11 protein-coding genes are annotated in these 14,028 nt (G+C 62.0%); 5 read left to right on the forward strand and 6 right to left on the reverse strand.

Annotated elements, in window-relative coordinates; translation table 11 throughout:
* Positions 1-3: 3 nt before the first annotated feature.
* Positions 4-864: a xanthine dehydrogenase family protein subunit M gene (locus tag XH93_RS26000; protein ID WP_194469676.1), complete on the reverse strand. Its 861-nt coding sequence runs from the start codon at positions 862-864 to the stop codon at positions 4-6.
* A gap of 33 nt (positions 865-897) precedes the next feature.
* Positions 898-1,671, reverse strand: a complete 774-nt coding sequence (locus XH93_RS26005; protein WP_194469677.1) for an enoyl-CoA hydratase-related protein — start codon at positions 1,669-1,671, stop codon at positions 898-900.
* A gap of 579 nt (positions 1,672-2,250) precedes the next feature.
* Here XH93_RS26005 and XH93_RS26010 point away from each other — a divergent pair.
* From XH93_RS26010 to XH93_RS26025, 4 genes are all read left to right on the forward strand, one after another.
* Positions 2,251-2,862, forward strand: coding sequence for an SGNH/GDSL hydrolase family protein (locus XH93_RS26010; protein WP_194469678.1), 612 nt, complete (start codon positions 2,251-2,253; stop codon positions 2,860-2,862).
* Between the two features lie 65 nt (positions 2,863-2,927).
* Entirely contained in the window at positions 2,928-4,499 is a 1,572-nt protein-coding gene (locus tag XH93_RS26015) for a recombinase family protein (RefSeq protein ID WP_194469679.1), read from the forward strand.
* Positions 4,500-4,643: 144 nt separating this feature from the next.
* The gene (locus tag XH93_RS26020) at positions 4,644-4,865 is read left to right on the forward strand and encodes a hypothetical protein (RefSeq protein ID WP_194469680.1); all 222 of its coding nucleotides are present in this window, start codon (positions 4,644-4,646) and stop codon (positions 4,863-4,865) included.
* Between the two features lie 201 nt (positions 4,866-5,066).
* A complete protein-coding gene (locus tag XH93_RS26025) occupies positions 5,067-7,283 on the forward strand; it encodes a calcium-binding protein (RefSeq protein ID WP_194469681.1) in 2,217 nt (738 codons plus the stop codon).
* A 92-nt stretch (positions 7,284-7,375) separates the two neighbouring features.
* Here the strand turns inward: XH93_RS26025 and XH93_RS26030 are convergent, their stop codons facing one another.
* Genes XH93_RS26030 through XH93_RS26045 form a run of 4 tightly spaced genes read right to left on the reverse strand, consistent with a single transcriptional unit; the run spans position 7,376 to position 12,509 of the window.
* The gene (locus XH93_RS26030) at positions 7,376-8,572 is read right to left on the reverse strand and encodes a Xaa-Pro peptidase family protein (protein ID WP_194469682.1); all 1,197 of its coding nucleotides are present in this window, start codon (positions 8,570-8,572) and stop codon (positions 7,376-7,378) included.
* A gap of 35 nt (positions 8,573-8,607) precedes the next feature.
* A complete protein-coding gene (locus tag XH93_RS26035) occupies positions 8,608-10,077 on the reverse strand; it encodes an MFS transporter (RefSeq protein ID WP_194469683.1) in 1,470 nt (489 codons plus the stop codon).
* A gap of 24 nt (positions 10,078-10,101) precedes the next feature.
* Positions 10,102-10,884, reverse strand: coding sequence for an alpha/beta fold hydrolase (locus XH93_RS26040; RefSeq protein WP_194469684.1), 783 nt, complete (start codon positions 10,882-10,884; stop codon positions 10,102-10,104).
* Between the two features lie 2 nt (positions 10,885-10,886).
* Positions 10,887-12,509: an FAD-dependent monooxygenase gene (locus XH93_RS26045; protein ID WP_194469685.1), complete on the reverse strand. Its 1,623-nt coding sequence runs from the start codon at positions 12,507-12,509 to the stop codon at positions 10,887-10,889.
* Positions 12,510-12,620: 111 nt separating this feature from the next.
* On the opposite strand from XH93_RS26045, the gene XH93_RS26050 reads away from it, so the two are divergent.
* Positions 12,621-13,544 (forward strand): LysR family transcriptional regulator, encoded by a 924-nt coding sequence (locus XH93_RS26050; RefSeq protein WP_194469686.1) that lies wholly within the window; start codon positions 12,621-12,623, stop codon positions 13,542-13,544.
* The last annotated feature ends 484 nt before the right edge of the window (positions 13,545-14,028 follow it).

Here is a 14,028-nt window from a genome sequence, read left to right on the forward strand (position 1 = left end):
CGATCAGCCCTTCATGGCCAACGCCGCCAGCAACGCGCGCTTCGCCAGTTGCGCGAGCAGATGCTTGCGGTAGTCGGCTGACGCGTGAAGATCGTCGTTCGGAGCGACCAGCGAGACGACGATTTCCGCGAAACGATCCGGTGTCGTGTCGTCGAGCCCTATCGCGACGAGTTCGTCCTCCGCCTCCCTCAGGCGCCTCGGCGTGTCGGCCACGCCCATCACCGCGACGCGCGCGGCCGCCACGCCGGTCGGTCCGCGGCAGACGGAAACGGCGATGCTCGCGAGCGCAAAGTCGCCAAAGCGGCGCGCGACTTCCTCGAACGCCCAGCCATCCTGTTTCAGAACCGGGAATTCGACCTCCACCACGATCTCTTCGGGCTCCAGGCAATTCGTCAGAGCGTCGACGAAGAAGTCTCTGGGGGCGATCGTCCTGCGGCCCGACGGTCCCTGCACCGCAATTCGGGCCTCATAGAAGGTCGCGAGCATCGGAAGCTCGGCGGCGGGATCCGCGTGCGACAAGCTGCCGCCGATGGTGCCCCGATTGCGGATCGCCAGGTGAGCGACGTGGCGCATTGCCGCGGACATCACCGGCAGTTTCGACGCGATCAGTGGCGAATGCTCGAGCTCGCGATGGCGCGTCAGCGCGCCGATGGCAATGCGGTCACCCCGGTCCTCGATGTACGACAATCCCTCGATGCCGTTGAGATCGACGAGCACGGCGGGACGGGCCATGCGGAAGTTCAGGAGCGGCAGCAGGCTCTGACCGCCCGCCAGCACCTTGCCCTCGCCGTTCGACGCGACAAGCGCCTCGATGGCGGCGGCGACCGTCGACGGTGCAACGTACTCGAATTGGGCAGGCTTCATCGGGTGCCCTCCAAGGCTCGTTCCTGTCCGGACCTACGCGCCGCGAAACCGCGGCGACCGCTTCTCCGCGAAGGCGCGGCGGCCTTCCTTGAAGTCCTCGCTGTCGGAGGCTTCGTCGATCAGCCGCTGCACCGCGGCCGGATCGAGCCCGCCGATATCCGACGAAAGTCCATTCAGCATGTACTTCGCGCCGGCGATCGACAGCGGCGCGTTGACGGCAAGCCGCCGCAGGAATTCGTCTGCCGCCAGGCCGGGATCCTCGTGCAGTTCGTCAATCAGCCCCATAGAGGCGGCTTCCTTGGCGGAGTAGCGGTCCGCCGAGTAGAGGATCCGCTTCGCGTTCGAAACGCCTGTGAGGGCCAGCAGCCGCTGCACGCTTTGCAGGCCATAGACGATCGACAGCTTGGCCGCAGGGATGCCGACCGTCGCGGTGTGGTCGCCGAAGCGAAAATCACATGCCAAAGCGAGGTGGCAGCCGCCGCCAAGGCAGTAGCCGGAGATCGCGGCCACGACCGGCTTTCCGAGCGCGGCGATCGCGCCGGAACAGGTGTCGACAGCGACTTCGTAGGCGGCGCTCTGATGCCTTTCGTCCCGGACGGTCTCGAATTCGGAGATATCGGCGCCGACGGAAAAGTCTTTGCCCGCGCCCTTCAGCACGACGCCGCGAACCTTCCGGTCGCCGGCCAGGGCGGAGAAGGTCGCGGCTATTTCGCGCCACATCGCGAACGTCACGGCATTCCTGACGGAGGGCCGGTTCAGAATGACGTGGGCGATGCTGTCGCGGCGCTCGATGTGAATGTCCTCCACCGTCACCTCTCTGGCGCTTGGCCGGTGCTATCCTGCGCCGGACCCGAGCTGAAAATTGTTACTTGCATAAGTAGACTGATTATTTCGACCGCGTCAAGTTGCAATGATTTTTTTGGCGTCGCTTCTACTAAGTGGATGACCAATCGATCGGATTCGCCGGAACCAGCCAGCGCTGGCTGCTCTGCGCGCTCTTGGGCGAAATGCGGCTGGGGCTACTGCAAAGTAGCCGCGGTGCTACCGGAGCGACCAGCCGCTGTCCGAAGGCGAGTGCCGCTTGCAGCTACTGACTCGTCCCGGATGTCAGCCGGGTAGTGCCCGGTTGCCGCTCCTTCACCGCCAATCACTTGCCAATCAAGGCGGGTCGGCGGGATGGTGCAGACTACCTGCTAACTTGATCTAGGCGAGCACGCGAGCTCCTAGCTTCCCCACATCCGTACCGGGCCGAAGGCCGCGGCGATTCCACCGGCACGACTATCCCAGTTGCGAGCTGCATGTATTGTTGCTGAATGTTGCCAGGGTTACGCACCTGATGGTAGTTAGAGCGCCATGCGTCGCGCGCTCCCATGGATCTTGGCCGCCGTGTTTTTGGTCGGCTTTGTCGCTTCCTTCTCCGAACTGCAGAGGATGCGCAAACGCTTTGGCGAGGTGTCTCAACACACCTTTCACGACCACGCCGAGGTCCGCGAGTTCATGATACGCGCCGCGCTCGCAGAGGCGGCCGCCCCAATTGTCGTGCTTGGTGACAGCGTCACCGAAATGGCTCCGCTTCCCCGACAGCTCTGCGGACATCCCGTCGTCAACGCCGGCGTCGGCGGCCAGACTATTCAGGAAGCAAGCCGGCTTGCCGCGCGCCTGCTCAAAGACCCCGCATTTCTGGTGGCCCTCACCGTTGGCGCGAATGATATCGGATCGTCGACCGCACAGCGTGATTTCGGCGAGCTTATCGATACCGTCAAACCCCTGTCGACGCGGCCACTGGTGGTCGCCGCGGTCGCCGATGCGCACACCAATGCGGCGATCGGGGCAGCCGCAGCGGATCGTGCCGTTCAGTTTGTCGACCCTGAACTGCCATCCGGATCCAAGATGACAGACGGCAAGCATTTCACCGCCGCAGGTTACAAGACATGGTTGCCGGCGCTCGAGGCGGCGATTTCCAAGGAATGCGGGACGTTGATTGCTGGCCCGAACTAAGTACCCCTGCTATAAAGTACCGGCATTCCGGCTCAGAACAGCCGCGGTCTTGAGGAGTAAATCCCATGGCCAACGCACTCACGGTCCGTCGCGAGCATCTGCCCACCTCAGACAGAGCAAGGCGAGCGGCGCAATATGTTCGGATGTCCACTGAACGGCAGCGATATTCAGTTCAGAACCAGGCCGCCGTCATCGCTGCCTATGCTCACGCCCACGGTCTCAAAATCGTTCGCACCTACGCCGATGAGGGCGAGAGTGGCTTACAGATCAAAAACCGAGCCGGTATCCAGCAGTTGATCAAGGACATCACGACAGGCCAAGCCGACTACAAGCATCTCTTGATCTACGATGTCAGCAGATGGGGACGCTTTCAGGATACCGATGAGAGCGCCCACTATGAGTTCATTTGTAAGCGGGCTGGCGTCAAGATCGCCTATTGTGCGGAGCAATTCGAGAACGATGGGAGCATGCTCTCCAGCATCGTCAAGAACCTCAAAAGAGTCATGGCGGCCGAATACAGCCGCGAACTCGGCGTCAAAATCCATGCCGGGCAATGCCAGCTGGTGCGCCTTGGCTTCTCCCACGGCGGACCCAAACCCTATGGAATTCAACGCCTTCTCGTCGACAAAGATTCGAATCCAAAGGGCTCGTTGGATGATGGCGAGAACAAGAATCTCGTTACCGACCGCGTAAAGCTTCACCCCGGGACACCGCAGCAAATCGCGATTGTGAATTGGATTTTTCAGCAGTGTCTGCACAAGAAGAAGGACGCCGAGATCGCACGCGAACTTAACGCGGCGGGTGTTCCAAATTCGAAGGGGCGCCGGTGGAATGAAAAAAGCATAACGCGAATTCTTCATCACGAAGTTTACGTCGGCAATCTTGTTTACAACCGTCAGTCGTCAAGGCTGAAGACCCCAAGAATTTCGAATCCTCCAGAACTCTGGGTTCGGAATGATGGCTGCATCGATCCCATCATCGACATCGAGACATTTCAGCGTGTTCAACAGTTGACGTGTGATCGACACATTCGGATTTCCGAAGAGGAGATGCTTACAAGGTTGCGTCGCGCTCTCCAGAAGAACGGACGTCTTTCTGCCGCCATCGTCAACGCCACGCGCGGCCTTCCCCATATGTCTACATACATCAACCACTTCGGCTCGCTCCGCAATGCCTACAGGTTGATTGGTTATGCTGGCGACCGCGACTATTCCTTTTCCGATAACAGACAGCTATGGGATCAAACGAGACATGATCTCGTCAAAATAGTTGCGGCCCGCCTTGAACGATCGGGGAAGCGGGTGAGGATCGCTCCCAAGAATGATCTCCTCCGCGTTGAAGGAAAAGACGACGTATGGTTTCGCGTCGCGCGATCAGAGGCCAATACTAATGTGATGACGCGATATTACATTAGGGACATGCCAAAGACGTCCGATCGATGGCTGGTCGTGATCCGACTCACCGACGATAATATGTCTGTCCGGGACTACGTGTTGGCGCCGACCACGGGGTTGATTGATCCGTCCAGAGCTTGCGGGCCACGGTTTACTGACTACGCGAGAAAGCGGCTCGGCTTTCATACCTTCAAGACTCCCGATGCTTTGGCAAAGGGTATTCATCGACGACTGATAGCCTAGCGCCCGGGCCTTTCCTGACCGCACTGCTCCCTATCAAAAAACGCTTGCGCCGTCGGGCAACTCAGTGGTTAAATGCTGACATTCCGAAGCTTAACCAATCGAGCCGCCCGGCGCTCCCGCGCGCGGGCGAACGAGGCTGCGTGCATGTCAGACGAACTCAAGGATACCAACCTGGTCGAAGTCGTTAAGCGCAATGGAGATTTTCGAAAGAACTACGGGGTGCTCGTCGGCGCCCTGCTATATCTTCGATCCGTCAGCGCTGTGCGCGGCGGATCGATCTTCTGGAATGCGGTCATTGCGCTGGCAGCAGCTGGCGTGACTGCCCTACTACAAAAATATGGACTGCCGATCATCACCGGCCATTAGTGGTCGATGCGGTGTGCCGCACCCTGCCGCCTGCCGTTTGGCGCACCGGTGACGGTCTGCTCCGAGAAGTCTTTGACAAATCTGGCGTCGAATCAACCTGAGAGCTGATTGACACGCCGAGGTAGAGCAAAGACATTCTGCAAGTGAGAACTATGCCCCGTCGTCACCGATGACAAGGGCGGAATTCGTGGAAGGGAAGTTATGCCGCTGGTTCAAGGAACAGACAATCCAGAAGTCCTCAACGGTACCCCAGGCGACGATACGATTACCGGACTGAAGGGCGACGACATCCTCAACGGTCTCGGCGGTGCCGACCTGTTCGTCTGGTCGCGCGGCGACGGCGCAGATACCGTGAACGGCGGTGACGGCAGCGACACGTTCCAGGCCACCATTCCCTATTACGGAGATGTTCTGCAAATCCTGGGGCAGTTCACCTTCGACGACACCGAAAAGACGCGGATCGAGGTCGACCCCGTCACCGGCCACGTTGTGTTCGATTCGTACATCCTGCATTCGACCTTCAACAGCCATGAGCATACGACCACCTTCACCGAGAACGGCTTCAAGCGAACCGACCTGACATCCGTCGAGCATCTGCAGATCATCGGAGGATCCGCAAACTCGCCCTCACAGTTCACCGACGGCAACGGGCTCATTCACACCTTTTCGACGGACGATAGTTTCGTTCTGCCTAATCTGGCGGGGACCGGCGTTCAGGATGTGTCCTTGGATGGCGGCTCCGGCAACGATGTGTTCGATGCAACGGCAGCCGGGGTCTCCGTTGCCGCGCATGGGGGCGACGGCAACGACATCCTGAACGACGGATCAGGTAACGACACGCTGTTCGGCGATGCCGGCAACGACACGTTGCGGGCAGGAGGCGGCCTCAACACGCTGGTGGGCGGAACAGGTGATGACGTCTATTTCGTCAACAACGCCGCCGACACTATCACCGAACTCTCCGGCGAAGGCAGCGACGCCGTGTTCGCAAGCTCGTCCACCTATACGCTCTCCGCGAATGTTGAGAACCTGTTCTATGCGGGCGCGCAGGGTCTCACCGGCATCGGCAATGCCGCGAACAACTGGATCCAGGGCGGTACAGGAAGCGACTATCTGATCGGCCTCGACGGTAACGATGTCCTCTACGACTACGGCGGCGCGCCGGACGCGTTGCAGGGTGGCAGAGGCGACGACACCTACATCGTCGAGGCTGCCGGCGACGGATTGATCGAATTTCAGGACGAGGGACACGACAGGGTCTTGACCACCCTCGCCGTCTTTGCGCTCGGCGCAAACCTCGAGGACTTGACGTATTCCGGCAGCCAGAACTTCGCCGGCAGCGGCAACGAGCTCGCCAACAGCATCGACGGCGGCAGCGGCAACGATTTTCTGACCGGCGCGGGCGGCAACAATGTCTTGAACGGCGGCGCCGGCAGCGACACCGCGGACTATTCCGCGGCACCTGCGGCAATCTCGGTGAGCCTGGCGACCGGCCACGGCCTGAATGGCTATGGCGGGACCGACACCTATACGAGCATCGAGAACATCGTTGGTTCGAACAATGACGACACCATCATTGGCGATGGCGGCAACAACACGCTGAACGGCGGCGGCGACGCCGATTCCCTGATCGGCGGCGGCGGTGACGATACGCTCATCGGCGGCGCCGGCGCAGCCAACACGATGCAGGGCGGCACCGGCAATGATCGCTACGTTGTCCAGGCGGCCGGAGACTCGGTGAAGGAGTTGGCCAATGAGGGCACCGACCTGGTCGAGACGGCCTTGGCAACGTACACGCTGCCATCGAACGTCGAGAACCTGACCCACACTGGAAGCGCAAATTTCACGGGGGCCGGTAACGAACTCAACAATGTGATCATCGGCGGGGCCGGCAACGACTATCTGATCGGCGGAGCCGGCGATGACACGCTGATCGACGGTTCGGGCCTCAACACCCTGCAGGGTGGACAAGGCAACGACATCTACGCCGTGCAATCGAACGCCGACACCGTTTTCGAATTCGCAAACGAAGGCGTCGACGAGGTACAGACCTTCCTCGCCTCCTACACGCTCCCGGCCGATGTCGTGAAGCTGACCTTCATCGGCTCGGCTTCGCACGTCGGGGTGGGGAATTCTCTCAGCAACACCTTCACCGGCGGGCCGGGAGACGACATCTTCTACGCCGGGGTTGGAGGCAACGACATCTTCAACTATCGCACACCCGGCAATGGATTCGACGACCTCAAAGAGTTGAAATTCGGTGACATCATCGATTTGTCGGGTCGCGGGCTCGCTTACAAAGACCTGGCGGTGACGGAGACGTTCTATGGCACAGTGGTCGGCATCCCGGGCGGCGATGCCATCCTTATGGACGGCATTCTGAAGGGGCAGGTCAGCGAGTCCTGGTTCCGGTTCTGAGAAGGCACTCTGGCGGTTACCTGGATGCAAAGAGCCCCGCCTCAGAGGAGGCGGGGCCGAAGGTCATGAATAGATTGACGCAGCCGCTTTCATCACATCGAAACTCCGCCGAGATTCCACCCACGGCCCTTTTCGCCGAACATCTCATATCCGCTCGCAGTCACTGCGATCGTGTCCTCGAGCTTGATGAAGCCGCGCTTGGGATGCTTCATCGTGGTCTCGACCGAGATGACCATGCCGGGCTCGAGCGAGCGATCGGCATCGGCCGCATCGTAGCGGACGGGACCTGAGGCGGTCAGCCGGGGCGCTTCGTGACTGACAAGGCCCATGCCGTGAGCCAGGAATTCGGTGCTGTCGCGTTGGCTGGTCTCCTTCAGCGCACGCTCGGCCGCTGTGTAGATCATGCTTCCCATCGCACCCGGCTTGATCGCCGCAAATACTGCCTGCTGCACGGCGTCGATCTCGGCAAGCAGGCCCTCCAACTCGCTGTCCGGCTTCCCCAGCACGGCCATCCGTGCCAGGTCACCGATATAGCCGTGATAATTACCGCCTGAATCGAGCGAGAGCACGTCTCCCTCCTCCCAGCGCTGCTCCGAGGGCGCGCGGTTGTGGCTCCTGCCGGCGGCCAGCAGACAATATTCGAAGGTGAGCCCGCGATTGACCTCGGCGACCCGTAGCGCGTCGAACAGCTGTCGCTTGGTGGTGCCGGGGCCGTGATGGGCGATGACCTCGAGCATGGCTTCGGTCACGAGTTCGGAGGCGGCGCGCAATTTGGCGAGCTCGGCCGGGGTCTTCACCGCGCGCAACCGTTCCAGCACCAAGAGTGCATCCTTGATCTCGCTGCCCGCAAACGCGTCCTGCAGCGTCTTGCCCGCATCCATCGGCAGGAAGGCGGTCTCGACGCCGATGCGTTTAGCGGGTACGCCGCTGGCACGGATGATTTCCACGGCGGTTGCAATTGCGTCCACGCTGCCCTGGCCGGACGTCTTGAGTGTCGGCACCCAGGGACGGATCAATTCCCGCTGATGCGTCTCCAGCCCATGGCCGACATAGCCCGCCTTGTCTGGTGCGCCCTTGGCATAGACAACGACCGGCAGATAGCGGCTGATGCCGATCGCATCCATGTAGTCGAAGAAAATTGCCCGCTCGACGTCGAGCATGTACTGCACATTATGTTTGGAGGTGACGAGCAGCACGTCGAGCCCCGCCGCCTCCATCAGCCGATCGAGCTTGTCCGTATCGAAGGGAATGCCCCGCGAGGCCGATCTCGTCTGAACGCTGTCCTGCATGACCTGCTTCCTTGCTGGTTTGTGGGCTTTTAGGCTCACGGTAATGATGGCGTCGGCCGCGCCGCAACGCCGTCCTCCGCGACGTGGCCAAGAGGACTGGCGGCTGTTCCCGCGCTTTCACCGGGTTGCGGCACTTCCAACGCGAGCGGCCGGCCATGGGTTTCGACACCAAGCAGGGTGAATGCCAGTCCGATTGTCAGTCCGCACGCCGCCAGGAACAGGAACGCTGGCGTGACCGCATCGATGGTGGCCTTGGGCGTGATCAGGTTCGAGGTGCCGGCAATCAGCGCAAGACACAAGGGACCAGCAATCTTGCCGACCCCATTGGCAGCTTGCGCCAGCCCAACGCCGCGTGCGCTGAGCCGAACTGGAAAGATCTCGGCCGAATATGGCGCGATGTTGGAGAAGCCGCCGTCAAAGAACAGCGCGGCCGGGATCAGAAGAACCACGAAGGCGGGATAGCCGAACAGCGTTTGGTCGAACAATAGCCCCGCCGCACCGAGCGATATTGCGATGCCATAGCCCATGATCTCTCCGCAGCGCCGCCGGCCGATCCGGTGCGCCAGCACGGAAAAGATTGCGCGCCCGATCATCCCCGTGAGCGAGACGATCACGAACAAATGAGCGACCTCCACAGCCGACACGCCCATCAGCAGGGCGACGATGGTTGGGCCCCAAAGAAAGACGCCGTAGTTGGCGGTACTTGCGCCGAACCAGACGATCAGCGTCAGCCAGATCCGCCTCGGCTCCTGCAGAAGTTCCACAAAACCCGCACCTTGCGGCTGTGCCGTCGTAGCGATCGCAGGCGACGGCGGCAATGCGTCAGGTGCAACCCGCAGCGCGCGGGCGACAATGCGACGGGCCTCCGCATCGCGGCCGCGCGACACAAGCCAGCGGACGGATTCCGGCATGATGAACGCAATCAAGAGCGCCGGCAGCAGGGGCAGGAAGCCAAGCGCGGCAAGGCCACGCCAGCCGATCTGGTGCAGCAGGGTCGCAGCCGACAGCGATGCGGCGAGGATGCCGAGCGAGACCGGGATGACAGTTGCGCTGGTCACCAGGGTGCGGTGACGGGTCGGGGTATATTCCACGATCAACGGCACGGCGACCGAGGCCGCGGCGCCGACACCAAAGCCGACGAAGAAGCGCAGCACGGCAAACATAACCCATACCCCGTCCGGTATCAGCGCGACCGAGCCCGAGCTCAACGCGCATAGCGCAACTCCGGCGACCAGGAGCGCCTTGCGGCCGAAGCGGTCCGCCAGCGCGCCCCAGGCAAGCGAACCCAGGATTGCGCCGACGCCCGCACTGAGCAGGATCAGCGAGGTCTGCCCGAAGGTCAGCTGCCATTGCGGCGCCAGCACTGCAACCAGGAAACCGACAACATAGTAGTCGAAATAATCGAAGATGCTGGTCGAAATGCCAAGTGCGATGCTGGTCCAGTAGCGGGCGTCGAGCGGCGCGCTGTCATAGGCAGTGACGAGATCCTCCCCCGATTGCGCCATGGTCGTCCTCCTCCACGATTTGCGTTAGTCTTTTCTTTGTAGAAACTCCCTCACCCGAGCGGCCACCGCCGCCGGATCCTGAATGGTGCCGACATGGCCGACGCCTTCGATCACTGCGCTACGCGCACCCGGAATCTCCTGTGCCAGCGATATGGTATGCACGGGCGGAATCAGGCGGTCCTCGCTTCCCGCCAACACCAGCGTCGGCGCTTTGATCGCCTCGAGCGAGATTGCAATCGGTTGCCCCAGCACCGCGCCACGGCGCTCCCTCTGCCGCGCATCGCGCTTGTTGTCCGTGAAGAGGCGGAGAGCTTCCGGATGAGCCGCGATGTAGCCTGGCGCGAAGAAATATTCGGCGAAAGCCGGCAGACTCTCCGGAAGGCGCGCGCGCAGCTCGGCAAATCTCGGAAAGCCTTCGGGGTTGATCGAGGCGACCGACACGCCGACGCGGAAGGTCGAGGCAAGCACCAGACGATCGATCCGGGCGGGGTGCCGGACCGCGGCGACCTGCGCGATCACGCCGCCGAAGGAGGTGCCGAAGACATGGGCGCGCCCATAGCCGAGCGCTGCGATCAGGGCGGCGAGATCGTCGGCGAGCTCGCCCAATCCGTAGGGCTCAGGCGGATTGAGCGTGGCGCCGGAATCGCGCTGGTCATAGGCGATGACCGTGAAATATCGTGCAAGGGCAGCACCAAACGCATCGAACATGGAATGATCGGCTTCCGCGCCATGCAGCAGGAACAGCGGCGGCCCCTCGCCGCTGCGCCGGAAGCCGATCGAGATGCCGTTGGCCTCAACTCTGTCCATGGCTAGTGCAACACGCTTTGCACGGCACCGGCGAGCTCGCGCGCGGGAGCCTGCGGGATGTAGGGCATGCGCCAGGCGACATGGCCATCGGGCCGGACCAGCACGGCGCCGCGCAGGCCCATCTGGATGCCGTCCGATTGATGCGCATTCGGCAATTGCTGCAAATTGAGCGGGATGCCGAGCTTGTCGGACACGGCGCGCCCGGCCTCCAGCCATTCGCCGCCGAGCGGGCCGGTGACGACCGTGAACTCCTTGTCGAACCAATCGAGCGTCGAGTGCTTGCGCGCCATGTCGAGCCAAAGATGCGGAAAACGTCCACCCGGGCGATCGGATGGAAAGTAGGTTCGGGTCAAGTGACCGCCGCGGGGCGTGCCGTCAGGGACCACGGCGCCCTCCTCATACGAGAAGCCGAGCGCCTGGCCGATCGAGTGCAGATGATTGTCGAGGTCGTCGACCCAGAAGCGGATGCGGTCCTCGTTGCCGGAACGCACGGCCTCATCCAGCCGGCGGAAGCGGATCATGTTGCCGTAGCTGAAATCAGCGTTCGATTGCGCGACTGGACGGCGCTCGACATCGTAGCTTTCGAGCAACCGCTCCGAGGCGAGCCCGCGCAACACATAGGCAAGCTTCCAGGCGAGGTTATGTGCGTCCTGCACGCCCGAATTCAGGCCGAAGCCGCCAGTCGGCGGAAAGCGATGCGCGGCATCGCCGACCACGAACACACGGCCCTTGCGGAACTGTCCGGCAACCTGCTTGCTCATCCGCCAGATCGAGCGGTTGAGCAGCGTCACGTCGAGATCGGGAACGCCGGCGTGGCAGCGGATGATCTCGATGGTCTCCGCATCGGTCCAGGCCCGCGGCCGCTCATCCTTCTCCTCGCCGATCTGGATCACCGACAGCCAGCGATCCCGACCGTTGGTGTTGAGAATACCCGCCCGCCGCGGCATCCCCGGCTTGTCGCTGTAGACCTGGTAACCTGCAGCCTCCCGCGTGATCGGAAAGTGCGAGAGATCGCCGCGCCAATACTCGTTGAGCATCACCGCGAGCGTCGGCGGGCCCACCATGTCGATGCCGGCGCGGCGCCGGGTCTGGCTGCCGGCCCCGTCGCAGGCCAGAAGATATCTGGCGTGCCAGCGCTCGCTGCGCCCCGTCTCCACCGACCTGATCTCGCAGATGACGCCATCCTCGACCTCCTCGAAGCCGACAAATTCGGTCGAGAAATGCACCTGGACGAGGTTGGAGTGCGCGATGACCTTGTAAATCTCCTCCTCGACCGCGTCCTGCGCGACCAGCGATTTCCAGGCTGGCGTCTGGCCGAGATTGGGTTCGGGACGCGAGCGGCTGATCTCGCGTCCGGCAATGCTTTCGACCTGAACGAACATGTCGGAGGAATCCTGCAGCCCTCGATCGCGGATCGCCTGCTCGATCCCCCATTGCCGGAAGATCTCCATGGTGCGGACCCAGCAGCCCCGCGACTTCGGATGATCGGTCGTGGTCGGGCTCTTCTCGACAATGATGGCGTCAATACCGAAGCGATCGAGCAACAGCCCCATTGCGAGCCCAACCGGTCCGCCGCCGACGATCATGATCGATGTCCGCCGCAGCGTCTCTTCGGACGTGCCCATGAGCATTTCCTTCCTGGTGATGTGTTCTTGGCCGCGAAGATGCGCGCTTTTTGACATCTCACAAGAATATGTTTGATATGGCCTCCATCTCGTTTCGAGATGGAGACGCGAATGGACCTGCGTCAGCTTCGTTATTTCATCGGTGTGGCCGAGCGCGGCGGTTTCGGCGCCGCCGCCAGCGCGCTGAACATCGCGCAGTCCGCGCTCAGCCGTCACATCAAGGAATTGGAGCGCGAGCTCGGCGGCGCCCTATTCACGCGTACCGCACGCGGCGTCGCGGTGACCGAGTCCGGCAAGGTGCTGCTGGAGCGCGGACGGTGGCTGCTCGGACTGGTCGACGACATCAAGGCCGAGGTGCGCACCGAGAACCGCGAGCCGAGCGGCACGGTGCGGCTGGGCGCACCGTCGAGCGTTGCGGAGATCTTCTATCCGCCGCTTGCCCGCCTGATTGCCGCGCGCTTCCCTCGCGTCCAGCTCGAACTCGGCGAAGCGCTGACCGAGCTTGCGTGCGACCGCCTGTTGCGTGGACAGCTCGACCTTGCGATCGTTACGGCACCGCAGCCGAACGATCATCTTTGCTATGAGACGCTGGTGGAGGAGCAAGTGTTTCTGATCGGCCCGCCAGATGACCCGAAGCTCAAGCGTGGCAGGATGACCGTCAATGACCTGAAACATCTGTCGCGTGCAATGCTGCCCTTGAGCCGCACGCCGTTCCCGCCCGAGGTCCCCTCTTTCGTGCGCGTCGAAAGCAGCACGCCGATGAAGCGCATCGTGGCTTCCGGTCTCGGCTACGCGCTGCTCCCCTACTCAGGCATCTACCAGGAGGTCGACGCCGGCCAGCTATCCGCGGCCCTCTTGCCATGGATGAGCGCCGAGCGCGTACTCGCCCTGCCGCGCGGCCGGCCGATCAGCAGAGCAACGCAGGAAACCAGGACTCTGCTGAAAGAGATCTGCGGTGATCTGATCCGCGACGGAATAATCCGCACTTCACAGCGCAAGAGAGTCATCCGACAGCAGCGAACTTCCGCTCATTGAGAGCCCAGAGCGCTACCGCCTTTGCCCACACCAACCAAACCTACGATACCCCCAACCAATCCTTCGCATAGGGCAATTCGTCAGCCTGTGTCGCGAGTGGAGATTTACCCTCACAAAAGGGAGTCAAATCGCGGACCTGTAACCATCTCAAATTTCCATTAGAGGTAACGGCTTGAGGGGTAGATTTCTTGGCCGCAGGGATAGAATTGTTCGAAATGGCGGAGACAGTGTCCGACGAAGTTCTTTGGTCCGCACCACCGTAGGGTGCATCGTCCCTTTTTTCTGGTGAAGGCCGATCCGGGTCGTCAAATCCCGATCCGAATGTGACATGGATTTGGTATGGACCGGCCCCGACCACGGTCCCAAAAAGTCCTTTCCGCCCTCCGAATCAACAAGCTCTCGGCGCCGGTACGGTGACGGAAACTGGTCGTCGACCCGTCCGATGGCAAGCGATGCGACATCGGGCCTGGCAGCCTACGCCTCG

The organism is Bradyrhizobium sp. CCBAU 51753 (genome assembly GCF_015291565.1).
Classification (GTDB): Bacteria; Pseudomonadota; Alphaproteobacteria; order Rhizobiales; family Xanthobacteraceae; genus Bradyrhizobium; species Bradyrhizobium ivorense.